Annotated in this window: 21 protein-coding genes; 12 read left to right on the forward strand and 9 right to left on the reverse strand. The window is 47.3% G+C overall.

Annotated elements, in window-relative coordinates; genetic code table 11:
* Positions 1-331: 331 nt before the first annotated feature.
* The 4 genes from rubA (at position 332) to oxyR (ending at position 3,652) form a co-directional block, all read left to right on the forward strand.
* Complete coding sequence (rubA, locus tag ACPEPR_RS10875) at positions 332-496, forward strand: rubredoxin RubA (RefSeq protein ID WP_005179369.1); 165 nt, start codon at positions 332-334, stop codon at positions 494-496.
* Between the two features lie 77 nt (positions 497-573).
* Positions 574-1,752, forward strand: coding sequence for an NAD(P)/FAD-dependent oxidoreductase (locus ACPEPR_RS10880; protein WP_423562422.1), 1,179 nt, complete (start codon positions 574-576; stop codon positions 1,750-1,752).
* 51 nt (positions 1,753-1,803) lie between these two features.
* On the forward strand, positions 1,804-2,739 hold the full coding sequence (locus tag ACPEPR_RS10885; RefSeq protein WP_045796061.1) for an alpha/beta fold hydrolase: 936 nt from the start codon (positions 1,804-1,806) through the stop codon (positions 2,737-2,739).
* 13 nt (positions 2,740-2,752) lie between these two features.
* The gene (gene oxyR, locus ACPEPR_RS10890) at positions 2,753-3,652 is read left to right on the forward strand and encodes a LysR family transcriptional regulator OxyR (protein WP_005179377.1); all 900 of its coding nucleotides are present in this window, start codon (positions 2,753-2,755) and stop codon (positions 3,650-3,652) included.
* Positions 3,653-3,745: 93 nt separating this feature from the next.
* Here the strand turns inward: oxyR and ppk1 are convergent, their stop codons facing one another.
* Complete coding sequence (gene ppk1, locus ACPEPR_RS10895) at positions 3,746-5,827, reverse strand: polyphosphate kinase 1 (protein ID WP_160242937.1); 2,082 nt, start codon at positions 5,825-5,827, stop codon at positions 3,746-3,748.
* Positions 5,828-5,938: 111 nt separating this feature from the next.
* A complete protein-coding gene (mtgA, locus tag ACPEPR_RS10900; protein ID WP_045796058.1) occupies positions 5,939-6,613 on the reverse strand; it encodes a monofunctional biosynthetic peptidoglycan transglycosylase in 675 nt (224 codons plus the stop codon).
* A 78-nt stretch (positions 6,614-6,691) separates the two neighbouring features.
* Here mtgA and ACPEPR_RS10905 point away from each other — a divergent pair, with 78 nt between their 5' ends.
* Entirely contained in the window at positions 6,692-7,510 is an 819-nt protein-coding gene (locus tag ACPEPR_RS10905; protein ID WP_423562423.1) for a rhomboid family intramembrane serine protease, read from the forward strand.
* Positions 7,511-7,544: 34 nt separating this feature from the next.
* Here ACPEPR_RS10905 and ACPEPR_RS10910 read toward each other — a convergent pair whose 3' ends face one another.
* Positions 7,545-10,028, reverse strand: coding sequence for an ABC transporter permease (locus ACPEPR_RS10910; RefSeq protein WP_423562424.1), 2,484 nt, complete (start codon positions 10,026-10,028; stop codon positions 7,545-7,547).
* A 1-nt stretch (position 10,029) separates the two neighbouring features.
* Positions 10,030-10,755 carry an ABC transporter ATP-binding protein gene (locus tag ACPEPR_RS10915; protein ID WP_423562425.1) on the reverse strand — a complete coding sequence of 242 codons (726 nt, stop codon included), beginning with the start codon at positions 10,753-10,755 and terminating at the stop codon, positions 10,030-10,032.
* A 32-nt stretch (positions 10,756-10,787) separates the two neighbouring features.
* Here ACPEPR_RS10915 and ACPEPR_RS10920 point away from each other — a divergent pair, with 32 nt between their 5' ends.
* Positions 10,788-11,399, forward strand: coding sequence for an arylesterase (locus ACPEPR_RS10920; protein WP_016659292.1), 612 nt, complete (start codon positions 10,788-10,790; stop codon positions 11,397-11,399).
* A 96-nt stretch (positions 11,400-11,495) separates the two neighbouring features.
* On the opposite strand, the gene ACPEPR_RS10925 is transcribed toward ACPEPR_RS10920, so the two are convergent.
* On the reverse strand, positions 11,496-12,110 hold the full coding sequence (locus tag ACPEPR_RS10925) for a carbonic anhydrase (protein ID WP_034598190.1): 615 nt from the start codon (positions 12,108-12,110) through the stop codon (positions 11,496-11,498).
* A gap of 309 nt (positions 12,111-12,419) precedes the next feature.
* On the opposite strand from ACPEPR_RS10925, the gene ACPEPR_RS10930 reads away from it, so the two are divergent.
* Both ACPEPR_RS10930 and ACPEPR_RS10935 read left to right on the forward strand, forming a co-directional pair.
* The gene (locus tag ACPEPR_RS10930) at positions 12,420-13,442 is read left to right on the forward strand and encodes an alpha/beta fold hydrolase (RefSeq protein ID WP_005179410.1); all 1,023 of its coding nucleotides are present in this window, start codon (positions 12,420-12,422) and stop codon (positions 13,440-13,442) included.
* A 14-nt stretch (positions 13,443-13,456) separates the two neighbouring features.
* Complete coding sequence (locus tag ACPEPR_RS10935) at positions 13,457-14,464, forward strand: hypothetical protein (protein WP_104513534.1); 1,008 nt, start codon at positions 13,457-13,459, stop codon at positions 14,462-14,464.
* 72 nt (positions 14,465-14,536) lie between these two features.
* Here the strand turns inward: ACPEPR_RS10935 and ACPEPR_RS10940 are convergent, their stop codons facing one another.
* Together ACPEPR_RS10940 and nfuA are read right to left on the reverse strand one after the other, a co-directional pair.
* Entirely contained in the window at positions 14,537-16,597 is a 2,061-nt protein-coding gene (locus ACPEPR_RS10940; RefSeq protein WP_423562426.1) for a TonB-dependent receptor domain-containing protein, read from the reverse strand.
* A gap of 171 nt (positions 16,598-16,768) precedes the next feature.
* Positions 16,769-17,407, reverse strand: a complete 639-nt coding sequence (nfuA, locus tag ACPEPR_RS10945) for a Fe-S biogenesis protein NfuA (protein ID WP_005179419.1) — start codon at positions 17,405-17,407, stop codon at positions 16,769-16,771.
* A 159-nt stretch (positions 17,408-17,566) separates the two neighbouring features.
* Here nfuA and ACPEPR_RS10950 point away from each other — a divergent pair, with 159 nt between their 5' ends.
* From ACPEPR_RS10950 to ACPEPR_RS10960, 3 genes are all read left to right on the forward strand, one after another.
* Complete coding sequence (locus ACPEPR_RS10950; RefSeq protein ID WP_005179422.1) at positions 17,567-18,184, forward strand: rhomboid family intramembrane serine protease; 618 nt, start codon at positions 17,567-17,569, stop codon at positions 18,182-18,184.
* A gap of 122 nt (positions 18,185-18,306) precedes the next feature.
* The gene (locus ACPEPR_RS10955; RefSeq protein ID WP_005179424.1) at positions 18,307-18,465 is read left to right on the forward strand and encodes a hypothetical protein; all 159 of its coding nucleotides are present in this window, start codon (positions 18,307-18,309) and stop codon (positions 18,463-18,465) included.
* 174 nt (positions 18,466-18,639) lie between these two features.
* Positions 18,640-20,178 carry a hypothetical protein gene (locus tag ACPEPR_RS10960; protein ID WP_423562427.1) on the forward strand — a complete coding sequence of 513 codons (1,539 nt, stop codon included), beginning with the start codon at positions 18,640-18,642 and terminating at the stop codon, positions 20,176-20,178.
* Between the two features lie 323 nt (positions 20,179-20,501).
* On the opposite strand, the gene ACPEPR_RS10965 is transcribed toward ACPEPR_RS10960, so the two are convergent.
* Positions 20,502-22,121: an inorganic phosphate transporter gene (locus tag ACPEPR_RS10965; RefSeq protein ID WP_005179429.1), complete on the reverse strand. Its 1,620-nt coding sequence runs from the start codon at positions 22,119-22,121 to the stop codon at positions 20,502-20,504.
* Between the two features lie 481 nt (positions 22,122-22,602).
* On the opposite strand from ACPEPR_RS10965, the gene metH reads away from it, so the two are divergent.
* Positions 22,603-26,292, forward strand: coding sequence for a methionine synthase (gene metH, locus ACPEPR_RS10970; RefSeq protein ID WP_423562428.1), 3,690 nt, complete (start codon positions 22,603-22,605; stop codon positions 26,290-26,292).
* Between the two features lie 49 nt (positions 26,293-26,341).
* Here metH and ACPEPR_RS10975 read toward each other — a convergent pair whose 3' ends face one another.
* The gene (locus ACPEPR_RS10975) at positions 26,342-26,626 is read right to left on the reverse strand and encodes a hypothetical protein (protein ID WP_423562429.1); all 285 of its coding nucleotides are present in this window, start codon (positions 26,624-26,626) and stop codon (positions 26,342-26,344) included.
* Positions 26,627-26,680 lie beyond the last annotated feature (54 nt).

The raw sequence follows: 26,680 nt of genomic DNA on the forward strand, positions 1-26,680 counted from the left end.
TAGAATAGCCTATTTAAGCAAAAATAGCTGTCCGACTTTAGTCGAAATTTAGGTGATCTCTCATATATTTTGAAAAGATTTGCGCTGGTTTTTAGTGTGCATATTGTCCGACACTATGCAATGTTTGAGATTTTAAAGATAAATTTTGTCCTTCTTAGCCATTCAGCTTTAGAAATGAAGCATTAGACTCCGATATTTACTTTACTTTAACCTCATAACTGCGTAAAAATTTAAGCGAATATGAAGTGTTAAAATCATATCAACTGAGTCATGCTGGTTAGGGAATTTTTTGCCGGTCAGGTTTATTGAAGATCGGCTTTTGGAGAGTCAAATGAAAAAGTATCAATGCATCGTTTGTGGATGGATTTATGACGAGGCAGAAGGCTGGCCGCAAGATGGCATCGTCGCGGGCACCAAATGGGAAGATATTCCAGATGACTGGACCTGCCCGGACTGTGGCGTATCTAAAGTCGATTTTGAAATGGTCGAAATCTAAGTACGCCTCGAAGACCATAACTGCATGGTCTTTTTTTATGTCTTGAAACTTATGCTCAACCTTTTATGGAGAAAATAATGCATCCGATTGTCATCATTGGTTCTGGTATGGCTGGCTATACAGTCGCCCGTGAATTTCGCAAACTGAACCCTGAACAGGAACTGGTCATGATTTGCGCAGATGATGCAATCAACTATGCAAAACCCACCCTCTCCAATGCTCTGGCCGGCAAAAAAGCACCCGAACAGATTGCGCTGGGGGATGCCGCGAAAATGGGCTCGCAGCTGAATATGCGTATTGAAGTGCATACCTGGGTCAAAGCCATTGATGCCGAGCAGCATCTGCTGACTTTAGAGAAAGATAGCGTCGAAAGCCAGCAAGCCTATGCCAAACTGGTCCTGGCAGTCGGTGCCAACCCGATTCGTCTGGCCATTTCAGGTGATGGCAGTGATGATATTCACGTGGTCAATAATTTAAATGACTATAAAGCCTTCCGCGAACAGCTGGCAGCGCGTCAGGATAAACGTGTGGTGATTTTAGGCGCGGGCCTGATTGGCTGTGAATTTGCCAATGACCTGCAAAATACCGAGCATCAAGTCACGGTGATTGATCTGGCACCTCAACCGCTGGGCCGTTTATTGCCTGAATTTATTGCCACTGCATTTAAACAGAACCTGGAAGAAACTGGGATTCATTTTGTCTTGGGCACCACGGTCGATAAAGTATCGAAACTGGATAAGGGTGATTATCTGGTGACACTGGCCGATGGCCGTAGCCTGAGCGCTGATGTGGTACTGTCCGCCGTCGGTTTACAGCCGAATATTACTTTAGCCAAAGAAGCTGGCATTCATACCAGTCGCGGCGTGCTCACCAATGGCTTACTAGAAACCAACCTGGCTGATATTTATGCAGTGGGCGACTGCGCTGAAGTCAACGGGACTTTATTGCCGTATGTCATGCCAATCATGCAGCAGGCACGTGCCCTGGCCAAAACCTTAAATGGTGAAACCACACAAGTGCACTACCCGGCTATGCCGGTTGCAGTGAAAACCCCGGCGGCACCATTAACCGTGTTACCGGCCCCGGTAGATGTGGAAGTGACCTGGCAAAATGAAGAACTGGACGATGGCATGATTGCCAAAGCCTTTGACAGCTCTGCCACCTTACGCGGCTTTGTGCTGCTCGGGCCAACAGCCGGCAAACAGCGCCTGGCTTTAAGTAAACTTGTTCCTGACTTGATTCCAGCGGCAGTTTAGCGCTTTAATCCATCAGGGGTGCGCGCTCACCTTGAAGAAAGGAATATAAGAATGAATAGTTTGCGGTTAAATGTTTCACCTTACAGCAGTTTTATGCACGAAACCAAAGTCGACTTGGGCAATGGCATTGAATTGCATGTCGAAATGGGCGGCGAAATTGGCAATCCGACCATTTTACTGGTCATGGGACTGGGTGCACAGCTGCTGTATTGGCCAGACTTTTTCTGCAAGTCACTCATTGACCAAGGCTTTCGGGTCATCCGTTTTGATAACCGCGATATTGGCCTGTCCTCTAAAGTACGCCATCAGGGCGAGCGCCTGAATACCCTAAAACTGATGGGCCGTTTTGCCTTGGGTTTAGAAAATCAGGGGGCGCCTTATAACCTGTATGATATGGCCGATGATGTGGCCCTGCTGATTGATAAACTGGAGCTGGAACAGGTTGATGTGATTGGCGCTTCAATGGGCGGCATGATTGCACAGATTCTGGCGGCCCGCTATCCGGACAAGGTCAGAAAACTGGCACTATTGTTTACCAGCAACAACCAGCCTTTCCTACCGCCTCCTTTCCCGAAACAGCTGTTCAGCCTAGTGGGCAAGCCGGCATCCAATGATGAAGAAGGCATTATTAACCACAGCCTGAAACTGTTTAAAGTGATTGGTTCGCCAGGTTATCTGAATGAAATGGAAGCGGTACAGACCGCCCGTAAATTATATCAGCGAAGTTACCATCCAGCGGGTGTACTTCAGCAGTTTTTAGCAATATTATGTACAGGCTCATTGCGCAGTCTGGACAAGCAGATCCAACAGCCCACGCTGGTTGTTCATGGTTCTCGTGACCGCTTACTTCCACCTGCACATGGTAAGGCTGTTGCGAAAGCAATACCTGACGCTAAATTTGAATTAATTGAAGGAATGGGGCATGATATCCCTCCGCATTTCATTCCATATCTTAGCGAATTATTTGCTCATCACTTTAAATTATAAGCATTAGGACACTATGGCTGCATTACCATCCTTAAGACAGCTGTCATACCTCGTTACACTGTCTGAAACGTTGCATTTTACAGAAGCGGCGCGCCGTTCATTCGTGACTCAATCGACATTGTCGGGCGGAATCATGGAGTTAGAGCGCTTATTGGGTGGCGTATTGGTTGAACGCGATCGCCAGAATGTACGTTTGACTCCTCTCGGTGAACAAGTTGTAGCCCGAGCGCGTGTTCTATTGGCTGATGCGCAGGACTTGATGCGTCTAAGCCGTGAAATGAGCGAGCCCTTAACCGGCGACCTGCATTTAGGTGTAATTCCAACCATTGCACCGTTCATTTTGTCGCAGCTGTTAGATGAAGTGCATAAGCAACTGCCAAAAATCCAGTTACACCTGCATGAAGCACAAAGTGAAAAAATTGTAGAAAAACTGGAACACGGTAACCTGGATATGGTGTTACTGGCGCTACCGTTTGATACCCGCAGTCTGAAAGTTGCTGAAATTGCCAAAGAAAATCTGGTACTGGTCCACCATAAATCCGATGCACACTCGGCTCAGGCCAAATCTTTAGAAGATCTGGACCTGTCTCGCCTGATGCTGCTGGAAGAAGGCCACTGCTTGCGTGATCATGCCTTAAGTGCCTGCCCGATTGGCGAGCGTAAAAATGATCATCGTTTAAAAGCCAGCTCACTACCAACTCTGGTGGAAATGGTATCAGCCAACCTCGGCTTTACCTTACTGCCTGAAATTGCCATTCATACCAATATGATTCAGGCCAATTCAGAGCTGGTGGTGAAACAGATTGACGCGGCACCTACCCGTACCCTGGCCTTAGTAACGCGTAAGAGTACTCCGCTGCAAAGCGAATTTGATGTGTTATTGCAAATTCTGCAAAAAATCTCGCACAGCTAAGTTCTTCAATACCCATAAAAATAAGGAGCATCAGCTCCTTATTTTTTTAGCGGATAAAAGCCTGACATTCTTTAAATGTCAGGCTTGCTTCGCTTACTGAATCATCTCGATCAGGGTGCGCTGTGCATTGGAAGCCGGCTCACCTTCTGCGGCCTGCGCACGAATCCAGGTACCATCTCCCTGCAGTAGCCACGCCTGCTGGTTATCTTGCAGATAAATTTGCAGACCTTGCTGATAAATACGTTTTTTCAGTGCCGGATCTTCAATCGGGAAGCAGGCTTCAACCCGGTTAAACAGGTTACGGTCCATCCAGTCAGCACTTGAACAGTAAATACGTGCATCACCATTATTGCTGAAGTAATACACGCGGGTATGTTCCAGGAATCGGCCGACAATGGAACGTACCCGGATATTTTCCGACAACCCCGGCAAGCCCGGACGCAGGCAGCAAATCGAACGGATAATCAGGTCAATCTGCACGCCAGCCTGGGAAGCTTCATACAGTTTATTGATCAGCTGCATTTCAGTTAAGGCATTCACCTTCACAATAATTTGTGCTGGTTTACCGGCTTTAGCATTGGCAATTTCATCATCAATAAAGTTGATCAGCTGGGTATGCAGGGTAAACGGCGCATGTAACAGCTTTTTCAGCTTGGCCATTTTGCCCATGCCGGTCAGTTCCTGGAAAATACGGTGTACATCTTCACAGAGTTCCTTGTCGGTGGTGAGCAAGCCGTAGTCGGTATAAATCCGCGCGTTACCGGCATGATAGTTACCGGTGCCCAAATGCACATAACGCACCAGCTTGTTGTTTTCACGGCGCACCACCAGAATCATTTTGGCATGGGTTTTATAACCGACAATGCCATAGACCACCACCGCGCCAGCTTCTTGCAGCACGTTGGCCACAGCAATGTTGGATTCTTCATCAAAACGCGCACGCAGCTCAATGACCGCGGTCACTTCTTTACCATTACGCGCCGCTTCCGCTAAGACTTGTACGATTTCAGAATCGGCACCACTACGGTACAGGGTCTGTTTAATTGCCAGTACCTGCGGGTCACGCGCCGCTTCACGCAGCAGGTTAATCACCGGGGCAAAGGATTCAAACGGATGATGCAGCAAGATATCCTGCTTTTGCATGGCCGAAAAAATATTCTCGGATTTTTTCAACACTTTCGGAATCACTGGCGTATGTGAGTCATAACGTAAATGTGGACGTTTAAAGTTAGACAATAAACGCGCCAGATTCACCGGGCCATCCACTTTATAGAGCTGATCTTCATGCAGATCGAACTCATTCAGCAGATATTCATAAATCGGTTGCGGACAGTTCTGGGTCACTTCCAGACGCACCGCGCGGCCAAAACGGCGGGAGTTCAGCTCGCCTTTCAGCGCTTTGGCCAGATCTTCGACATCTTCGTTTAAGGCCAAATCGGCATTACGGGTGACACGGAACTGATAACAGCCAGTCGCAGTCATGCCCGGGAACAGGTCCGATACATGCTCATGAATAATTGCAGACAGCATCACGTGATGTTCTTTACCACCGGTCAGTTCATCTGGTAAACGCACCACACGTGGTAAAGAGCGCGGTGCTGGCACCACGGCCAAGTCAATCTGACGACCGAAAGCGTCTTTCCCTTCCAGCGTTACAATAAAGTTCAGGCTTTTATTGACCAGACGCGGGAATGGATGGGCCGGGTCCAGGCTGATTGGGGTTAAGACCGGTGCCACCTGTTCCTGGAAATATTTTTTCACCCAGGCCGATTGGGCTGGCGTTAGTTCACCACGGCGCAAGAAACAGATGTCTTCTTCACGCAGTTTAGGCAGAATTTCCTGGTTTAAAATACGGTATTGGCGCTCAATGGCAGTATGCGCAGTTTGTGAAATCTGCTCCAGCACCTGTTTTGGAGTCAGACCATCCGGGCTACGGCTTTCATTGCCCAGATCCAGCTGCTCCATGACGCCTGCAACACGAATTTCAAAAAACTCATCTAAGTTACGTGAAAAGATGAGTAAAAAGTTCATACGTTCCAGCAACGGATGCAAAGGATCGACTGCCTGCTCCAGCACGCGCAAATGGAAATCAAGGATAGAAAGCTCACGATTGATGTATCGATCATTATAGGTATAGTCTATTTGCGCAGGGGTCGCGCTCGCTGCCGTATTCATATGCACCCTATGACTTTTTCTCAAGTATTCACTATTCATAAGTATGCTTCAATTTTGTGACAATTTCATAAAAAAAGCCCACTGCTGTGGGCTTTTTTTCAATTTTACAACTCAAGGAATCTCGCTGTAACGCATGTATTTACGGATCATACGTTTACGCGGCTCCAAACCACGACCGGAACGGTTGTCCTGATAATATTTTGGATTCGGCAAAATCGCAGCCAGAAAAATCGCTTCTTCACGGCTGAGGCTGCGTGAAGACTTGCCAAAATAATGCTGGGTCGCCGCCTCAATACCGTAAATATTGTCGCCAAACTCTACCGAGTTTAAATACACTTCCAGAATCCGCTGCTTGCTCCACATGCGTTCCATCATCCAGGTCGCAATGGCTTCCTGACCTTTACGCAAAAACGAACGCTGGTTAAATAAAAACAGGTTTTTCGCCAGCTGCTGGGAAATGGTCGAACCGCCAGCCACCACCTGACCCTGATCTTTATTACGTTCTAGTGCATGCTGAATACCTTCCCAGTCAAAGCCATGATGCTGCATAAACTTGCCATCTTCGGCAGCGACCACGGCTTTTTTCAGATATTCACTGATCTGGTCATAGTCACGCCATTCATGCCGGATAGGCTGGGAAGTATCTGACCAGTAGTCCAGGCGCATCATCATGGTACTTTGTACCGGCTGGGTTCGCCACCAGGCCAGACTCGAGAAAATCCACAACTGGATCAATAAAAACAGACTGACAAGAATTAATAAGGTACGGACAATAAAAGCTTTCATGTCAGCTTGGGGCTCCTGAGACGTGAATTTTTCGTGTTAAGCTTATAACGAAATAAATCATCATTGTATAAAAATAGCATGTCTGAATATTCACCGCCGCTGATTCACCGTAAACCCGAAACGCATTTATGGTGGCTGACGGCCCTGTTGATTGCCCTCAATATTGGTGTATTTGCCTGGCAAATCCTGACCGGTGTCGATGCCAGCCAGCCCAGCACCCGAGATGCGATTCTCTGGGGCGCCGACTATGCTCCCCTGACCTTTCTCGAACAGCCGCAGCGTCTGTTCAGCAGCATGTTTTTCCATTTTGGCATGATTCACCTGATGCTGAATATGTGGGCCCTGTATATTTTTGGCAGCGTGGCCGAACAGCTTTTTGGCCGGCCGTATTTTTTAGGCCTGTATGTACTGGCCGGACTGATGGGCAGCCTGCTCAGTGGCTATTTACAGATTCAGGATTCCTTACAGATTCTCGTGCATGGCCTGACCAGCCCGGATTTACTGCCAAGTGTGAGCGCTGGTGCATCCGGTGCGGTGATGGGTTTGGGTGCTTCCCTGACGGTTTTATCATTATTGCCACGCCTGCCAAAACAGCGTTTTCTGCTGGATAAGAAAACCCTGTTACTGGTGATGGGCCTGAACCTGTTTATGGGCTTTATGATTAGCGGAATTAACAATGCCGCACATATTGGCGGCATGGTGATGGGTGCAGCCTTGGCAGCACTTTGGTACATCGGCCAGAAGCTGCACAAGTCAGCGCTGTTTTCACTGCTGGCGCTGACCGGCGCCGCCATCATCAGCTGGCTGTTTTATCAGTACTGTCTGCAACAGGTACAGATGCTTGCCCCGCTGTGGCAGAAAATTCTACAGATGATGCGCCAGCAATTGCAGCTGTAACGCATACCCCACCATTTTAATGCAGAGATGAAACTTATTGATTCATCTCTCGCAGACTTTGCAAAGGCGGAATATCCGATAAATAACTAAGCCGATAACGCCCAATTAAAGCACACAATAAAGTCATTACAACCGGCAAGATTAGCCAGATTTCCCAGTGTGGCTGAATTGCCAGTTCCATCCGGTAACTGGCAATCGCACTAATCACCTCGGCAAACAGACAGGCCACCACTCCGGCAATTCCGCCAATCAGGCCAATTTCCAGACTCATCATCCGTTTTAGTTTCTGCTTGGAACTACCAAAAGAACGCAGCAAGGCCACTTCACGTTTCCGCTCATCCATCAGCAGGTTTAAACAGGCAATCAGCACCAGAATCCCGGACACGGCCACCAACACTGCCAGAATGGTAATAATCTGTACCAACACATTCACAATCCGTTTAATCTCTTCCAGAATCAGACTGACATCAATAAATACGGTATTGGAAAACTGCTGGATCAGCTGCACCAGTGCCGGCCGGTCCTGCTCCGGCACATAGAAACTGCCCAGATAGCTGCCGGCATTTTCATCCATGGTTTGCGGTGAAAAAATAAAGAAGAAATTCGGACTAAAGCTTTCCCATTCCACGCTGCGCAGATTAATGACTTTGGCCTGCAACAAGCCTTCTGGCAAACTAAAGGTCAGCGTATCGCCAATCTCAATGCCCAGTTCTTGCGCAGTATTGGCTTCAACCGAAACCTGCCCGACCTGACTAAACTGTTCCTGTCCGGCCACAATTAGGTTATCGGCCGGAAAGCGTTCGGCCTGGGTCAGGTTCAGTTCACGTCGGAGCGAATTATTGTGCTGGATTAGCGCTTCTGCAAAGGGCTGATCGTTTTTGGCCACCAGCCGCCCGCGCACATTTGGGTACAGCGGCGTACTGTGCCAGCCCTGCTGTTCAAGTTGCGCCTGAAACTCTGGCATATCAAACGGTGGTAAACCATAGACAAACTGGTTTGGCGTACCTTCCGGCAATTGCTGCTGCCAGCGATCCAGCAGATCGGTACGTAATACTGCCAGCACGGTAATCAGGCTAAGGCCCAGCGCCAGCGCGGTAATCTGAAACGCAGTCTGATACGGCGTGCGTACATAGGCCGAGATGCCGCTTTTTAAATTGCGGATCAGTTTCAGGAAGCTCCAGACTACGGCATAGAGTACGCTGCACAGCAGGATGATGGCGCCCATGACCCATAGCGTTAGTACGATATTTTCAGTCAGCACCACACTAAACAGCATCAGGCTGAGTGTGCCGGTCAGCAGCATCCATAGCATCGACTGGACTGATTTTTCCTGCTGGCGAATCACCCGGATTGGTGGGGTATTGAGCAGCTGCCACAGACTTGGCAGAATAAAGCCCAGCAGTACCACGGCACTGGTCAGCATGGCAATCGGGAGTGGCCCCAGCAGCATCTCGACAGCCGAAAACTGCAATTGCAAATGCGGAATCAGCTGTAACATCAATTGCAACAGCCCATAGCCTAGCGTAATGCCGACCGCACTACCGAGCAGCATCGCCAGTAACAGCACCACCGCCAACAAGGTCAGATAAGCGCCCAGAATCTGTTTCTTGGTCGCGCCAATGCAACGCATTAAAGCAATATGATCCTGATTCTGCTGCACATAACGCTGGCTGGTTAGGGCAATGGCAATGCCACACAGTAAAATGGTGAGAATATTGGCCAGCTGTAAAAAGGTATCCAGATTGGCAATTGGACGCATCAAGCGGGTATTGCCTTCACTGGCATTGCGCAGGCGCAGCCCATCCGGCTCACTCATATTCTGCCCGTCAATTTCCTGGGTCTTGGGCAAGCTCTCCTGATACTGTTTAAAATCCTGCTCGAACTGGCGGGTATGCTGGGGTGTGCCGGCCATCAGCAAACGATAGTTAATCCGGCTGCCGACCTGAATGGCATTGGTACGCGCCACATCTTGCTGGGCAATGATCACCGTCGGTGAAAAACCGCTAAAACCCAGTTCCTGATTGGAATCATGCTCGATGCTGGCCGTGACCTGAAAGGCGCCATCGGCAATATTTAAGGTATCGCCCACCTGAATTTTTAGCAGCTCCATCGCGCGCTGGCTGACCCAGACCTCGCCCGGTTGAATGGCAGCAGCAGGCTGCGGCGCAACCCGCAGCTCTCCGCGTAACGGAAAGGCCTGATCAATGGCTTTGACATTCACCATCACAAATTCATCGCCGGTGTGTGCCATCGAGCTAAATACCGTAACATGCGACTGCTTTAGCGCCAATTCATCGGCTGCCGCTTCCCAGCGCGGTGCAATCGGTTTATTGTCGGACAGCACCAGATCACCGGCCAGCATTTCTGCCGCCTGCAAAGCCACCGCATTTTGAATCTGCTCATTGCTGAATTTCAGCGCGGTTGTGGCACTAATTGCCAGAATTAGTGCAATCAGTAACAGATAAACACCGGTACTTTTAAAACTCTGGGTCAGTAAAGGACGAAATAGCGGGTTCATCTCATCCTCCTGCCGGGTGTTCCAGCAATTGTCCCTGACTGAGTTCAAAATGGCGCTGACATTGCTGCGCCAGTTTCGGGTCATGCGTCACCAGTACCAGGGTAGTGCCCAGTTCACGGTTCAGTTGAAATAACAGCTGTTCAATTTCTTTGGCGGTTTCACCATCTAAATTCCCGGTCGGTTCATCAGCAAAAATGATTTTAGGCTCACTGATTAAAGCCCGGGCAATCGCCACCCGTTGTTGCTCACCACCCGACAGGACTTTCGGGGTCTGCTCTGCCTGCCGTTCCAGTCCGACTTTTTTCAGTAGATTACGCGCCTTGTGTTCGGCCTCGGCAAATTTAAAATTCGGTTGCAAGCGTAGCGGCAGCATGACATTTTCCAGTGCGGTTAAATGCGGCAATAACTGGAACGACTGGAATACGAAACCAATATATTTCAGCCGCACCAGCGCACGCTGTTCTTCATTCAGCTCCTGAATTGATTCACCACAGACCGTTAACTGCCCGGCACTGGCCTGATCCAAGGTCGCCAGAATCCCCAATAAGGTCGATTTGCCTGAACCGGAACGGCCGGTAATTGCCACCTGTTCCCCCGCCCGGATCTCCAGATTTAAATTTTCAAAAATCGTCAGTGTTTTTTGTGCAAGTTGTATCTTTTGTGTCAATTGTTGGGCAGAAATAATGCTTTGTGGCATGATGGAGGTATCTGTAGTGAATTGAGTCATAGTATCCTTAAATGCACATTCGCAATTTCAAAATGAGTTGTTTTGCTTATTTCGCTGTGGCGGGGCTTGCCTTCATGCCCATGCTGGTGTCTGCCAAAACCATCATGATTCTGGGTGACAGCTTAAGTGCCGGTTACGGTTTGCAACCACAACAAGGCTGGGTCCATCTGTTACAAAAACGTTTAGAACAACAGTATCCGAAACAGCATAAAGTGGTCAATGCAAGTGTGAGTGGCGAAACCACCAGCGGCGCGCTGGCACGTTTGCCCAAATTACTGCAAACGCATAAGCCGCATGTGGTGGTAATTGAACTGGGCGGTAATGATGGCTTGCGTGGTCAACCACCGCAGCTGATTCAAAATAATCTGGCGCGGCTGATTCAGCACAGTCAACAGGCCAAAGCCAAGGTGATTGTATTTGGCATGAAAATGCCACCCAATTATGGCAGCGCCTACAGCAAGGCGTTTGAAAATAACTACAAAGTGGTGAGCCAGCGTTATCAGGTCAAATTACTGCCCTTCTTCCTAGACGGTGTCGCCGGTAAAAATACCCTGATGCAAAAAGATCTGATCCATCCGACGGCTGCAGCCCAGCCCATTTTGCTGAAAAATGCCTATCCCTTGATTCAGGCAGCATTAAAATAAAGCCGATTCAACGCTGAGATGGTTTTCAAGATCCGGATTTCAGCGATAAAAAAAGCGGGACATCAATGCCCGCTTTTTGATTATTTTTAGAATCAATTAAAAATCAAAGAAAGTTACTTCACCGGTTTCTAATGAATATTCTGCACCTACGACTTTCAGCTGCCCCTGTTCAATCAGGTTTTCTAACACTGCTGAACCATGACGTAGCTGATTGACTGAGGCAAACACATTGGAACGAACCGCATGTTTCGACAGCTTGGCCAAATCATTTTTCAGTTCAGTCTGCATCAGCGTTTCTACGGACGGGCGAACACGGTTCACAATTGACATCAGATTGGCAGATGGTGGACAGTCCGGGCACATCAAGGTATCAATGGTGGCCTGAATCGCGCCACAGTGACTATGGCCCAAAACCACAACCACGGCGCAGTCATAACGCTCTGCCGCAAATTCAACACTGCCGACCTGAGATGGCGCAACAATATTCCCTGCCACACGAATCACAAACAGATCGCCGAGTCCCTGATCAAAAACCATTTCTGCAGGTACACGTGAATCAGAACAACCGAGCACAATCGCAAAAGGATTCTGGTCTTCGGCCATCTCTGCACGTTGATGGTGGGTTAGTTGTTTCGGATGATTGGTATTGCCCGAAACAAAACGTTGGTTTCCTTGTTTAAGACGTTCTAAAGCCTCTTGAGCTGTGAGCATTCTTGTTACCACCAGTTTTTGAATTTTCAGCATTTTAATCCTCTGCCGGGGCAAAGTCACTTGCAAAAAAAATAGCTGATCAATTTTTATAAGATAAATTTTTTCAAATTTTCCTAAAGTAATTGCGATTTACATCACACTTCAAAAGCAGCACACCAACCCGGTCAAAAAACAGCTAGGTGACATTTTCTGCAAAGCCCTTACAATAACCAGAAACAGCATTTTCAATTCGACTTAAGGCGAAAATTTACACAATTCAAACAAGCCAAGCCGACGCCTATTTAAAAAATATTCTTGGGGATATCGTCAATGAAGCAGGATTCTTCGCGATTTTTGTCTTGGCCACGACTGGCAGTCCTGGCACTGGCACTGTCTGCGCCTCTGCTCAGCTCTGCCGCCAAACTCTCGCCTGAACAGCAGGTGGTGCAGCATTATTATCAGACTGAACGCCAGGCGGCGGGTCTGGTCTCGAAAAGCTTGAAAATTGGCAATATTACCTGGCGCTATAATGAAGGCGGCGATGTTAATCGGCCAACCATTTTGCTGTTACATGGCTTTGCCGGACACCGCGACAACTGGAACCGGGTGGCCAAATTTCTCACCCCGTCCTATCATGTGATTATCCCCGATTTACCCAATACCGGTGAAACCCAGAGTTCGGGCAATTTTGACCTGTCTGTACCGAGCATGAGCGCGCAATTGCGTCAGCTGGTAGAAACCTTGAATATTGCCGACAAGCTGAATATTGCCGGGCATTCTCTGGGTGGCTCTGTGGCAACGGTCTATGCGGCCCAATATCCGTTTGATACCCAAAGCCTGTTCCTGCTGAACAGTGCCGGTATTTACAAACACTCCAATACGCCTTATACCAAAGACCCGCTGTTACTGAAAAATCTGGTGGTCACCGCGCCGGGTGATTTAGACCATATTGCGCATCAGCTGATGCAAAACCCGCCGAAAGTACCAGAGCAGTTTAAATCTGCTCAAGAAAAACTGTTAATTTCACGGGCCAGTCAATCCTTAAAATTTATTGATCAGATGGTGACCCTAAACCGGATTTACACCCCGGACAGCTTTGCCCGCCTCACCCGCAATATTGAAGCACCGACCCTGATTCTCTGGGGCAAGCACGATAAAATTATTAATGTTGAAGTCGCCAAAGAATTACAGGGTCTGTTTAAACGCGCGGAAACCCCGGTCATTTTAAATAATGTCGGTCATGTGCCAATGCTGGAAGCCGAACAGCAGGTGGTACAACATTATTTACCCTTCCTGGCCAAAACACAGAACCTAAAAAACCCGCTAGCTGATAAACTGATTCCTTTAAATTAAGTTCCAGAGATTGTATGCAGCAAAACCCGATGCTTGAGCAGTTGATTGAAGCTCATCTTGACTTTTTAGCACATGAGTTTTCTCAGCCTGAAACCGTACAGCAGGAATTTCTGCATTTTTATCACTGGTTCCGCAAGCAGCATCTGAAAGATCTCTGGAGCTGCGAACAGCTGAATGACCTGCTGCAAAAACAGATTCTAGACACGCCGGCCAGCGCCTTTCTGATTGAACAGATTGCAGAACACATCCGCTTTGCCCTAGTGCATCCGGTGAATGACAGCGCCAAAATTGCCGATGTCATTCCGGTACTGACCATTGATAAAATTGCCCAGTATGTGGCCAGCAAAAGTGGTCATCGTCAGCGTCTGATTAAAACCGTGGTCAGCAATCCGGCCTTTTCTGCAATGATTAGCCAGTTAATCCAGCACTCGATTCAGGATTATCTGGACAATTCACTGATTGCCAAAAGCGTGCCTGGTGTATCGCGTTTTATGAAAATGGGTAAATCGGTACTGGAAACAGTGACCGATTCCAGTTTAGACAGTGCAGTCAGCGCCTATTTGCAAAAGAATATCTTAAAGCTTAGCCAGATGAGTGAATCGGTCCTGAACCAGCATTTTGATGATGACAAGCTCTATCATCTGCAGGCCAATATCTGGCACAAGATTAAAGACCTGCCTTTGTCGGTCTTAAAAAACTATATTGAAGTACAGGATCTGCCACAGACTGTGGCGCTGGGTCATGAAATCTGGGACTTTATGCGCCAGAGTGATTATTTAAAACAGCAGCTACATGATGGGGTACACGCCTGGTATGTCCGTAATCAGGAACGCACTTTTGACCTGTTATTGCGTGATCTGAATATTGATGAAGCCCTGATTCAGCAAGAATTACAGCAGCTGTTAAACCCCGTGATTCAGCAGATGCTGTCGCAGCAGTATTTACGGGAACGTGCGCGGCTCTATCTAGAAAAGTTTTATTATTCCGAGCCGGCACAGAAAATTCTGGACACCCGTACCTAAGCCTCAAAAAAAGCCGCAATTGCGGCTTTTTCTTGCTTGATCATTGAAACGTAGATGTTTAGCAGTTGATGATTAGAACTTGGCCATCAGGTTAATGCCATAACGGCGGCCATCTAGAAGCTGATCACCATCACGGTCTTCAGCTTTTTCATCCAGCAGGTTATACACGCCAAATTTACCACTGATATTTGGGGTAAATTTATAGTTCAGACCCACATCTAAAAACTCATAACCCGGATTTGGCTGGGCAACAGAAGTCCGGCTTAAATAGGCAGATGTTTCTGAACGATAATGCAGGCGTGACCAGATATTCAAGGCATCATTAATTTCATGATCGACCGTAATATTCAGCATATGCTCCGGCATCTGGTTTACAGGCTGGCCTTTGAACTCACCTGTCTTAAATTCGGAATCGGTAAAGGTATAGTTGGCCATGAGCGTGGTGTAATCACTCAGGCTGGCTTCCAGAGTCGCTTCCACACCTTTTAACTCGGCTTCATCGACATTAATCCGTTCACTGATGAAATAAAACGGTGTATCGCCTTCAAAACATTTCCACTCCTGCCAGTTATCCCGGTTGGTCGAGCTGCCATCGGTATCGGTTTCGCAGGCACGCACTTCGGTAATCCGGTCTTTATACTGAGTGACATAAGCGGTTAAGGACGCCTTGACCCTGTCATTTTGCCAGTTCACGCCCAGCTCTGAAGACAGACTCGATTCCGGGTCTAGGTCCGGATTGGCGCGAATAATGCCGCGTCCGGTGGCTAACGGTGAACCACCACCGCCGGTGACGCTATAAAAGCCTTCCGTGGCAGCACGAATATCCGGCTGTTTATAACCGGTTGACACCCCACCTTTCACGGTCCATTGGTCATTCAGGCTATACACGCCATATAAGCGCGGCGAAACATGACCACTGTAGTTTTCGTCATGGTCATAGCGCAGCCCGGCGGTTAAATCGAAACGGTCACTCAAATGCCAGGTATCTTCCAGAAAAGCCGCGGCCGACCAGCGGGTTAATTCACTAAACTCCGGCGCATTCGGATTACGGTTGGTGGCCTTATCGGTGAGTTTCTCATCTTTATAATGCGCACCAAAAGACAGTGTATGATTGCCCAGCAACCAGTTCCACTGGTTATTAAAGGTCCAGGTATCCAGTTCAATGCCTTTGGTGCCCAACTGGGTATTACCACGATCGGGGTTTTTAGAATTTTCATACTGCAGATAGGTGGTACTATCAAGCTGATCGCTATAACGGCCATGATGGGTTAAGGCATAAACATGACGATAATTACGTGAACTGGAATCGGCGGCATTGTTGGCCGGTGCAACCGTTTTACCCACCGTGGTTTCCGATTCCTGCTGGACAAAATTGGCTTCCAGTTGCAGATCATGATTGTCATTGAGTATATAACTCAAGCGGCTATTCAGGCTTTCCCGTTCAGTCCCGCGAAAACCGCCAACATAGGCATCTTCTTCACGTTTTTGCTTATTCAGCGACAGCTGTAAACCAAGCTTGTTCTCTAGTAATGGACCCGCCAGATAGACCGAGCCATTTTGAATATCACCGGCATTGCCCTGATCCTGAATGCCACTGCCCAATTCGACACTGCCCGACCAGCGGTCACTGACTTTCTTGGTAATAATATTCACCACCCCGCCCATCGCATCTGTTCCATACAGTGTTGAGGCCGGCCCACGAATAATTTCAATTCGCTCAATCGCGGAGACCGGCGGCAAAATATTTTTCTCAAAACCGGCATCATCGCCATTTGGATTGACATCACGGCCGTATTGACGTTTGCCATCGACCAGAAACAAGGTGTAATTCGAGCTCATACCGCGAATGCTGATGGTTTGTGCCGAGCCAGAACCGGACACCACCACGCCGGGAGTATGTCTAAGTACATCTGTAATATCATTATATTCACGCTTTTCCAGCTCTTCCCGATCAATCACGGTAATGGACGCCGGCGCCTTGGACAGGTCCTGTTCATAGCCGGTAGCGGTTACCACAATGGTATTTAACTGGGTCGCATCTGCAGTGCTATTGTCTGGATTTGCTTGAGCAAGGCTGCTCATCACGGCAAGGACCGCAAAAGATAATGCTGACTGGTTCAGAGTTTTATTCATCAGGTTATCCCAATTTAATTAAGGAGAAATTCTGTGTATTTCGTTGCGCATTGTAACAATCTTGACTGATAATTCAATTAATACTGATAATTATTATCATTATTATATTTATTTAAGACAGTAAAAAGCCTCCACGATGGGAGGCTCATTTGCTGAAGTGAAACTTATTTATTATTTAAAATAAGCACCTTCGGCCTGGCTGTGGTCAGTCTGGTCTACCACACGCATTAATTCAGGCACATGCTGTTTTAATGTGGTTTCCACACCCTGTTTCAGCGTGACATCAATCGCTGAACAGCCCTGACAACCGCCACCGAATTTCAGGATCGCGGTTAAACCATGTTCCGGATCTTCAACCACTTCCACCAAGGCACAGTTACCGCCGTGACCGGCAAGGCCCGGGTTAATTTCAGACTGTAATACGTAAGTAATACGCTCTTCGATTGAGGCATCCGGACCCACGCGTGGCACTTTCGAGTTAGGCGCACGGAAGGTCAGCTGGCCCCCAAAACGGTCTTTGTTGTAATCAATAACCGCATCCAATAAATATGGAATAGACGGGGTGTCGATATAGGCTGGAAAATCCGGATAATCCTGCTTATAATCTGTTGGTACGACTTCTTCTGGCGCACTATAAGCCATACAACACTCAGCACGCGGCGTTCCAGGATTCTCAACAAAAACGCGCACACCAATCCCCGGTGTATTTTGCTTTGCCAATAAATCTTTTAAATACTCTTGAGCATTTGGGGTGATTAATAAGTTTGGAATCTCTTCTGCAACTGCAGTGCTGTGGTTCTCAGTCGACATAACAATATTTCCTCATGCTGAAGTTGCCATTTTAACTGAAGATGCGGGGGAATTAAAAAAATTCAACTAAAATTGTCGGAATTATCCTATGAAAGTTCTGTTTCATTTGTTTTTTAATGGCATTATGATCAGGAAACCCGAAAAGAAGAACATCTGTTTATGTTAGATTTACCGTTTAATCATACTGTTACGCTGATTGTGATTACAGCGATTATCTCCTTTATTGCTTTTTCCAAAGAAAAAGTCATGAACCGGCTGATTTTCTGGCCACCGGCGTTGGAACGGGGTCAATATGACCGCTTCATTACCCACGGTTTTGTCCATGCCGATGGTACCCACTTGCTGTTTAACATGATTACCCTGTTTTTCTTCGGCAGTATTATTGAAAGCTTTTACCGTCAATATTTGTATGATCTGGGCTTTGTACTGTTTTATTTAGGCGGTCTGATTGCCGCAATTTTACCGAGTTATCTGAAACACAAAAATGATCATCGCTGGGCCAGTCTAGGCGCTTCCGGTGCGGTGTCTGCAGTACTGTTTGCCTATATTCTGTTTGAACCGTGGAAACTGATTTTCGTATTCTTTATTCCGGTTCCGGCTATTATTTTTGCGGTGCTGTATGTGGCCTATAGCATCTGGTCGGGTAAACGTGGCAATTCCAATATTAACCACAGCGCGCATTTGTGGGGAGCAGCCTATGGGGTGATTATCACCATCATGATTGAGCCGCGTTTAATTCCGCATTTCCTGAATAAACTTAGCCAGCTTCCGTTCTAAATTTGAGCAATTTGAAGCGCCTGCGGTATATTTTGACAACGCATAACTACAAATTAACACAGTATGCCGCAGCGGTTGGCGTCTAAAATAACTCGAATAATAACGAAGATGGAAGATGAGAGATGAAAAAGTTATTTCTGATTGCCGGCTGTTTACTGAGCTTGAGTGCCTGTGCCGTCCATACCCCAGAAGGCCGTTTGGTGATTGATCCTGACTCACGTATTTATGGCCATCCAGGAGATTTCTGCCCACCAGGTCAGGCCAAAAAAGGCCGCTGCTAAGCCCATTTTTCCATTTAGCCTCCAGAATGGAGGCTTTTTACTGCGTCCTCATAAACTGCAATTTCATTGGATAATTCATACAATTTTGGTAGTTAATGCCACCCCATCTCACAATTTGGCATAGATAATGTATACATCTGTATATTAATTTGCTTTCAAGCTGCGAGTTTTTGCATGTCCACATTAGACGGCCTACAATTTCCACATTTCGAAAACCAGAAACCCAGTACTTCACGCACAGGACGTGCGATTATTGCCGAGGCACTGGCCGGTGTTGCACCGCAACTGTCCCAGCAAACCCTGTCTGAAAAAAACTGGCGCAAACAGTATCCCAAATATTTTAAGGCGCTGGTCGAATACGGCATTCAGACCTGCCAGAACCCGATTCAAATTGCTGAACAGGGCCTGAATAAAGCACATGGCAGTTTCGAGTTTTATCGACATGGTCAAAAACATCTGCTGAAAGATGTGATGAGCCTCGATGCCCAGCCTTTGCACACAGTTAAAATCCAGGGCCAAAGCACGGCGGCGCCGGAATGGTATGTGCCGTATCAGGGACAGAAACTGCAAGGTCAGACACTGCTTGAGCAAATCCAGCGCTGGGAAGATGGCGGGATTATTGAACACAGTCATGCTCAAGCTTTACGTGCAGCAGTCGCTCATCCGGAATGGTTCGATTTATCAGACCGTACCATGGTGCTGTTTGGTGCTGCTTCTGAAGCTGGCCCCCTGACCTGGCTATCGAAATGGAAAGCCAATATTGTCGCGGTCGATTTACCCAATGCCCGGGTCTGGAACAAAATTCTAGAAACCGTGCAACAGGGTAATGCCACCCTGTATGCACCAGCGACTGAAGCGCTAGATGAAAACAGCACGACTGAGCTATTAAAAGAGCAGCTTGGCGCCAATTTACTGACTCAAACTCCTGAAATTGCCCAGTGGCTAACCCAGTTTGAACAGCAGCTGGATTTGGCTGCAATTGCCTATTTAGATGGTGAAAAACACGTGCGTGTGGCCATGGCGATGGATGCGATTATGCAGGCCGTCAGCGCGCAAAAAGCCGAGACCAGCCTGATGTTTATGTGCACCCCAACCGATGTCTATGCAGTGCCTGCCGATGTGATTCAGGCCTCAAAAGACAAGTATCAGCAACGCTCGAAAGCCCAGCAACTGCTGACCCGTGGGGTTTCAACGGTCACGGCGCAACATTTCTTCCAGAAAAACCTGCATGATCTGGTGCATTCAGACAATGGACAGGATTACGGGATTGCCGACTGTCTGGTGGTGGAACAAGGACCGAACTATGCGCTGGCCAAACGGATTCAGCAATGGCGCGCCACCCTCGCCCGTCATCAGGGACAACGCGTCAGCATTAATATTGCACCATCAACCACGACCTATTCGGTGACTAAAAATCCATTATTAAAAGCGGCATTTAATGGTGCCAGCCTGTTTGATGTAGAAGCTTTTGCGCCAGAAACCACCAATGCGATTATGGCCGCGCTCTGGATTCATGACCTGCGTAATCCACAGTCCGTGGCCAATCCGGAAGTGACTCTGAACCATCCTTTAGAGTTGATGATGGAAGGGGCCAACCATGGCGGTTTATGGCGTGTCGCATATTTGGCCCGTACTGCCCTGCCTTTTGCAGCCTTATATGGTTTTGCTACCGAGAAGCTGCCTAAAGGCTTACTGGCCAAGTTAAAGAAATAAGAGATTTTAATCTCTCTTCGATCGTTCCCTCTCTCTTGTGTAGCGGTGCTACGTATCCAAAACGGAGAGGGAGATTTTTTTAGAGACCTGCTGTCTACCTGAAAGATAAAAGAGTGGATAGGTTCATTAAAGAAAGAGAAGCTTTGATATTGCTTAGGCTATTTCCTTACCCCCAGCCCTCACCCCTTGAGAGAATGCATTGTAGATTTGCTGTCTATCTAAAAAATAAAGGACGTCACGACTTAGCATTTGGATCATCTGTTTCATCTACAGATATAAAAAAACGCTGCCCAGGCAGCGTTTTTTATTGCGGATGAACCGGCTTAGAATACTTTCAGGAATAACCAGAACAGGCCACCCGATAAACAGATGGTTGCAGGCAAGGTGAAAATCCACGCCGATAGAATGGTTTTAACCATCTGGAAATTCAGGCCAGATTTATTCGCCACCATGGTCCCGGCCACCGCACTGTTCAAGACATGCGTGGTCGATACCGGCATACCAAAGCCATCTGCTGCAGCAATGGTCGACATCGCCACCAGCTCGGCTGACATACCCTGACCATAAGTCATGTGCTGTTTACCAATCCGTTCACCCACGGTGACCACAATACGCTTCCAGCCGACCATGGTTCCTAAGCCCAGTGCCAGTGCCACCGCAACTTTAACCCAGGTTGGAATATATTGCAGGAAGGAATCGAGATGGTCACGGTAATCATCGACCACTTTTTCCTGTTCCTTGCTCATGGCAGGTAAAGCTTCCGCTTTATCCAGACGCTTGAATGACGTGGTGCTGAGGTACATATCATTACGCAATGCTGCCACTTCTGCTTCCGGAATATTTTTCAAATCGCCGTATTGACCCACACGCTCACCTAAATGATCAGTCAAACTGGCCAAAGCCGGTACCACTTCCGGGGTGATTTCCTTGGTCTGGATGTACTTGGTGATTACTTCACGGGCCTGCGCATCCGGAATATCGGTATGGTTGGCATAAATTGCAGACGCGGTTTGCGTCGACAATTGCTGGAAAGACTGAATATGCTGGTTGTCCAGTTCCTTATTCAAGGAATAAGCCAATGGCACAATCCCAATCAGGATCAGCATGATTAAGCCCATGCCTTTCTGACCGTCATTAGAACCGTGGGCAAAGCTCACCCCAGTACAGGTAAAGATCAGGATGGCACGGATTAATGGTGGTGGCGGTTTGTTGCCTTCAGGCGGCTGGAACAGTTCCAGCTGACGTTTGAAAATCTTTTTCACCAGCAGGAACAGTACGGCAGCAAAGGCAAAACCAATTAATGGCGAGAACAGTAAAGCCTTACCGACTTTCATCACCTGTTCCATATCCACGCCGGATGCACCAGCGCCCGCATTGAGGATGTAGTTCATAATTCCCACACCCAGAATGGAACCAATTAAGGTATGCGAACTTGAAGCCGGAATACCGAGGAACCAGGTGCCTAAGTTCCAGAGAATGGCCGCAATCAGCATGGCAAAGACCATGGCAAAACCTGCGCCTGAGCCAACATTCATGATCAGCTCGACCGGTAGTAAGGCAATAATACCGTAGGCTACGGCACCACTGGCGACCATCACCCCAAGGAAGTTACAGAAACCGGCCCACATTACCGCAACTGGTGCAGACAAGGCATTGGTATAAATGACCGTAGCCACCGCGTTGGCGGTGTCATGGAAACCGTTAACAAATTCAAAGCCCAGCGCAATAAATAAAGCGGTGGCCAGCAGAATCACCGAATACAGGCTAAGCGCCGGAACATGCGATAAATCTGCCGATAATTGAAAGCCAATATAAATAAGCGTTGAAATAATAAGCGTTAGAAACACCGGCATAAAGAATTTCGGTGTTGGCACATGAACATTGGTCGACTTTTTCGGAGCCGACTGGTGTGCTGAATCTACGGGAGTTTGATTAGAGTTCATGCAAGCAGGAAAAGAGGATACAAAATCCCCTTATTGTTCAGTTAAATTGTGACAATTATATGACAAAAGCAGGTCAAATAAAGTAATTTTTCTACTTTATTTGCCACAATTTCCTGATAATTTTATAGACAAAAAATCAAACTATTTAAAATAAATCAAAAGCTTATAAACCACCATCTCATCTTCATCCGGTTTTCTGTCACTGCTGTCATCTTTCATGAGCCTGAAATATTACAAGTACAGCAAAACCCGGCCCATTTTTAGACTCTCTCATACTGCCATAGCTATATGACAATTTTATGAATCCTTACAATGATTTATTTATAACGATGTGTATATTTTCAAAATAAGCCCATGAAAACGTATACTTTTTCAGCAAAGATGCCACAAAGTTCCGTTCCATCCCATCAATTACGGAAAAAAGCAGTCGAACTCTGCTAAAATATTGCGCATTTCTGATTCATCAAAACAAGGGTTTTTTATGTCCACGCTTGCTACCCTGAAAGAACTTCTTGCCAAAAGAATTTTAATTATCGATGGTGCTATGGGTACCATGATCCAACGCCATAAATTGGAAGAAGCCGATTATCGTGGTGAGCGTTTTGCTGACTGGGCCTATGACCTGAAAGGCAACAATGACCTGCTGGTACTGACCCAGCCGCAGATTATTCAAGGCATTCATGAAGCCTACCTAGATGCCGGCGCCGATATTATTGAAACCAACAGCTTTAACGGCACACGTGTTTCCATGGCGGATTACCACATGGAAACGCTGGTTCCGGAAATTAACCGTGAAGCTGCGCGTCTGGCCAAAGCTGCCTGTGAAAAATATTCAACACCGGAAAAACCACGTTTTGTGGCGGGTGTCTTGGGGCCAACCTCACGCACCTGTTCAATTTCACCAAACGTGAATGATCCGGCATTTCGTAATATCACTTTTGATGAACTCAAAGAAAACTATATTGAAGCTGCGCACGCCCTGATTGAAGGCGGTGCCGATATTCTGCTGATTGAAACCGTTTTCGATACCCTGAACTGTAAAGCGGCAATTTTTGCGGTAAAAGAAGTCTTTAAACAGCTGGGCCGCGAATTACCGCTGATGATTTCCGGCACCATCACCGATGCCTCAGGCCGTACCTTAACCGGCCAGACTGCCGAAGCGTTCTGGAACTCGGTGCGTCATGGTGATTTACTCTCTATTGGCTTTAACTGTGCCTTAGGTGCAGATGCCATGCGTCCACACGTAAAAACCGTATCCGATGTGGCCGATGTCTTTGTTTCTGCACACCCGAATGCCGGCTTGCCAAATGCCTTTGGCGGTTATGATGAAACCCCGGAACAAACTGCTGCCTTCTTAAAAGAATTTGCCGAAAGCGGTCTAATTAATATTACCGGTGGTTGCTGTGGCACCACGCCGGATCATATCCGTGCCATTGCACAAGCCGTTGAAGGTATTGCACCGCGTCAACTGCCAGAAATTGAACCTGCCTGCCGTTTAAGTGGTTTAGAACCATTTAACATCACCAAAGATTCCTTGTTCGTGAACGTCGGTGAGCGGACCAACGTGACCGGTTCGAAAAAATTCCTGCGTCTGATTCGTGAAGAAAACTTTGCCGAAGCGCTGGATGTGGCCCGTCAACAGGTTGAAAGCGGTGCACAGGTCATCGACATCAACATGGATGAAGGCATGCTCGATTCACAGGGCGCGATGGTGCACTTCCTGAATCTGGTGGCCTCTGAGCCGGACATTTCCCGTGTGCCAATCATGATTGACTCATCTAAATGGGAAATTATTGAAGCCGGTCTGAAATGTGTACAAGGTAAAGCTGTCGTCAACTCGATTTCCCTGAAAGAAGGTTATGACGAGTTTGTCGAAAAAGCGCGTCTATGCCGTCAGTATGGTGCTGCCGTGATCGTAATGGCCTTTGATGAAAATGGTCAGGCCGATACTGCCGCACGTAAAAAAGAAATCTGTAAACGTTCTTATGATGTGCTGGTCAATGACGTGGGCTTCCCGGCTGAAGATATTATCTTTGACCCGAACGTGTTTGCGGTTGCAACCGGTATTGAAGAACACAACAACTATGCGGTAGATTTCATTGAAGCGACGGGCTGGATTAAACAGAATCTGCCACATGCCATGATTTCTGGCGGTATTTCTAACGTGTCGTTCTCTTTCCGTGGTAATGAGCCAGTGCGTGAAGCAATTCATGCCGTGTTCCTGTACTATGCGATTAAACAGGGCCTGACCATGGGTATTGTAAACGCTGGTCAGCTAGCCATTTATGATGATATTGACCCGGAACTGAAAGATGCGGTTGAGAACGTGATTCTGAACCAGAATCAGGGTACCAGCGGTCAGGATGCTACGGAAAAACTGCTGGAAGTCGCGGAAAAATATCGCGGTCAGTCGGGCGTTAAAAAAGAAGAAGAAAACCTGGAATGGCGTAACCAGCCGGTGGAAAAACGTCTGGAATATGCGCTGGTCAAAGGAATTACCACCTTTATTAATGAAGACACCGAAGAAGCCCGCTTAAAAGCCAAACGTCCGCTAGATGTGATTGAAGGTCCACTCATGGACGGTATGAACGTGGTCGGCGATCTGTTTGGTGCCGGTAAAATGTTCCTGCCGCAAGTGGTGAAATCGGCCCGTGTGATGAAACAGGCGGTGGCCTGGTTAAACCCGTACATCGAAGCAGAAAAAACTGTGGGCGAGTCCAAAGGTAAAGTGCTGATGGCCACAGTAAAAGGCGATGTCCACGATATTGGTAAAAACATTGTTGGTGTGGTCTTGGGCTGTAACGGCTATGACATTATTGACCTGGGCGTGATGGTACCGGCAGAGAAAATCCTGCAAACTGCGATTGATGAAAAAGTCGATATTATTGGCCTGTCGGGTCTGATCACCCCATCTTTGGATGAAATGGTCTTTGTGGCCAAAGAAATGCAGCGTAAAGGCTTCAATATTCCATTGATGATTGGCGGTGCGACCACCTCGAAAGCGCATACGGCTGTGAAAATTGATCCACAATATTCCAATGATGCGGTGATTTATGTGGCTGATGCTTCACGTGCTGTTGGTGTGGCAACCACCCTGCTGTCACAAGACATGAAACCAGCCTTTGTAGCAGACACTCGTGCTGAATATGCCAAAGTACGTGAGCGGATTGCCAACAAGCAGCCTAAAGCGGCGAAACTATCTTATGCAGAATCAATTGAAAACGGCCTGAAAATTGACTTTAAAGCCAATACACCGGTAAAACCAAACTTTATTGGTACCCAGACCCTGACCAACTATCCGCTGGAAACACTGGTTGAATATTTTGACTGGACGCCATTCTTTATTTCATGGAGTCTGGCCGGTAAATTCCCAGCCATCCTGACCGATGAAGTGGTGGGTGAAGCAGCGACCGATTTATACAATCAGGCGCAGGCGATGCTGAAAGATATTATCGACAATAAACGCTTTGATGCGCGCGCGGTATTTGGCCTGTATCCGGCCAACCGTTCCGGTGCAGATTCAGTCGAAGTGTATGATGCAACAGGTACGCATGTCACGCATACTTTCCAGCATGTTCGTCAGCAGTCAGACAAAGTCACTGGCAAACCGAACCTGTCACTGGCCGATTTTGTCGCGCCAAAAGGTGAAGCGGAAGACTATTTAGGTGGCTTTACCGTGTCGATCTTTGGTGCAGAAGAAATGGCCAATGAGTACAAAGCCAAAGGCGATGACTACAATGCCATTCTGGTACAGTCTTTAGGTGACCGTTTTGCCGAAGCCTTTGCCGAGCATTTGCATGAACGTATCCGTAAAGAGTTCTGGGGCTATCAGGCCAATGAACAACTGTCGAATGAAGAGCTGATTAAAGAGAAATATGTCGGGATTCGTCCGGCGCCGGGCTACCCTGCTTGTCCTGAACATTCTGAAAAAGCACCACTATTTGACTGGTTAGGTTCAACCGACAAGATTGGCACACAACTGACCAGCAGCTTTGCGATGTGGCCACCTTCATCAGTCAGTGGTTTCTACTATGCCAACCCTGAAAGCCAGTACTTTAACGTGGGTAAAATCGCAGGCGACCAGTTGGAATATTATGCGCAGCGTAAAGGTTGGACACTGGATGAAGCGAAACGTTGGTTAGCGCCAAATTTGGATGATTCAGTGGTATAAGAATCCTCTAATTTAGAGAAGAAAAAATCCCCTCGAGTGAGGGGATTTTTTATATTTTTTCTGGTAAATATTTTGAAAATTTACTATTTAATTTTTCCATAATCCTAGCACAATCATCAAACGTTCCTCTTTCTAATTTTTTTAAGTTAAAAAAATCAAAAGTGTACTGTAATTTAGGATGTGCTTTAATGATAGAGTATCTCATAAATACTGCACGTCCTGACTGCAAACATTCAAGCTCATAATAATCTCTCGTATTTTCAAATTTTGGATGAATTAACTTATAATTATCAAGAGAGAAATCTATTACTGGATCATACTGGCTTTGTTGCATAAAGATTTTAAAGATAGAGCTTTCCTAAGTTGTTTAAATTTAAGTGACAACTTG

The organism is Acinetobacter sp. AND/436, from assembly GCF_049546925.1.
Taxonomy (GTDB): domain Bacteria; phylum Pseudomonadota; class Gammaproteobacteria; order Pseudomonadales; family Moraxellaceae; genus Acinetobacter; species Acinetobacter indicus.

What these genes read in the sequence shown, in the direction of transcription:
- mtgA (WP_045796058.1), bottom strand. Translation starts at nt 6,613, where the DNA reads ATGAAAGCTTTTATTGTCCGTACCTTATTAATTCTTGTCAGTCTGTTT.
- ACPEPR_RS10940 (WP_423562426.1), bottom strand. Translation starts at nt 16,597, where the DNA reads ATGAATAAAACTCTGAACCAGTCAGCATTATCTTTTGCGGTCCTTGCC.
- ACPEPR_RS10930 (WP_005179410.1), top strand. Translation starts at nt 12,420, where the DNA reads ATGAAGCAGGATTCTTCGCGATTTTTGTCTTGGCCACGACTGGCAGTC.
- metH (WP_423562428.1), top strand. Translation starts at nt 22,603, where the DNA reads ATGTCCACGCTTGCTACCCTGAAAGAACTTCTTGCCAAAAGAATTTTA.
- rubA (WP_005179369.1), top strand. Translation starts at nt 332, where the DNA reads ATGAAAAAGTATCAATGCATCGTTTGTGGATGGATTTATGACGAGGCA.
- ACPEPR_RS10915 (WP_423562425.1), bottom strand. Translation starts at nt 10,755, where the DNA reads ATGACTCAATTCACTACAGATACCTCCATCATGCCACAAAGCATTATT.
- ACPEPR_RS10935 (WP_104513534.1), top strand. Translation starts at nt 13,457, where the DNA reads ATGCAGCAAAACCCGATGCTTGAGCAGTTGATTGAAGCTCATCTTGAC.
- oxyR (WP_005179377.1), top strand. Translation starts at nt 2,753, where the DNA reads ATGGCTGCATTACCATCCTTAAGACAGCTGTCATACCTCGTTACACTG.
- nfuA (WP_005179419.1), bottom strand. Translation starts at nt 17,407, where the DNA reads ATGTCGACTGAGAACCACAGCACTGCAGTTGCAGAAGAGATTCCAAAC.
- ppk1 (WP_160242937.1), bottom strand. Translation starts at nt 5,827, where the DNA reads ATGAATACGGCAGCGAGCGCGACCCCTGCGCAAATAGACTATACCTAT.
- ACPEPR_RS10965 (WP_005179429.1), bottom strand. Translation starts at nt 22,121, where the DNA reads ATGAACTCTAATCAAACTCCCGTAGATTCAGCACACCAGTCGGCTCCG.
- ACPEPR_RS10905 (WP_423562423.1), top strand. Translation starts at nt 6,692, where the DNA reads ATGTCTGAATATTCACCGCCGCTGATTCACCGTAAACCCGAAACGCAT.
- ACPEPR_RS10950 (WP_005179422.1), top strand. Translation starts at nt 17,567, where the DNA reads ATGTTAGATTTACCGTTTAATCATACTGTTACGCTGATTGTGATTACA.
- ACPEPR_RS10975 (WP_423562429.1), bottom strand. Translation starts at nt 26,626, where the DNA reads ATGCAACAAAGCCAGTATGATCCAGTAATAGATTTCTCTCTTGATAAT.
- ACPEPR_RS10910 (WP_423562424.1), bottom strand. Translation starts at nt 10,028, where the DNA reads ATGAACCCGCTATTTCGTCCTTTACTGACCCAGAGTTTTAAAAGTACC.
- ACPEPR_RS10925 (WP_034598190.1), bottom strand. Translation starts at nt 12,110, where the DNA reads ATGCTCACAGCTCAAGAGGCTTTAGAACGTCTTAAACAAGGAAACCAA.
- ACPEPR_RS10920 (WP_016659292.1), top strand. Translation starts at nt 10,788, where the DNA reads ATGAGTTGTTTTGCTTATTTCGCTGTGGCGGGGCTTGCCTTCATGCCC.
- ACPEPR_RS10880 (WP_423562422.1), top strand. Translation starts at nt 574, where the DNA reads ATGCATCCGATTGTCATCATTGGTTCTGGTATGGCTGGCTATACAGTC.
- ACPEPR_RS10960 (WP_423562427.1), top strand. Translation starts at nt 18,640, where the DNA reads ATGTCCACATTAGACGGCCTACAATTTCCACATTTCGAAAACCAGAAA.
- ACPEPR_RS10955 (WP_005179424.1), top strand. Translation starts at nt 18,307, where the DNA reads ATGAAAAAGTTATTTCTGATTGCCGGCTGTTTACTGAGCTTGAGTGCC.
- ACPEPR_RS10885 (WP_045796061.1), top strand. Translation starts at nt 1,804, where the DNA reads ATGAATAGTTTGCGGTTAAATGTTTCACCTTACAGCAGTTTTATGCAC.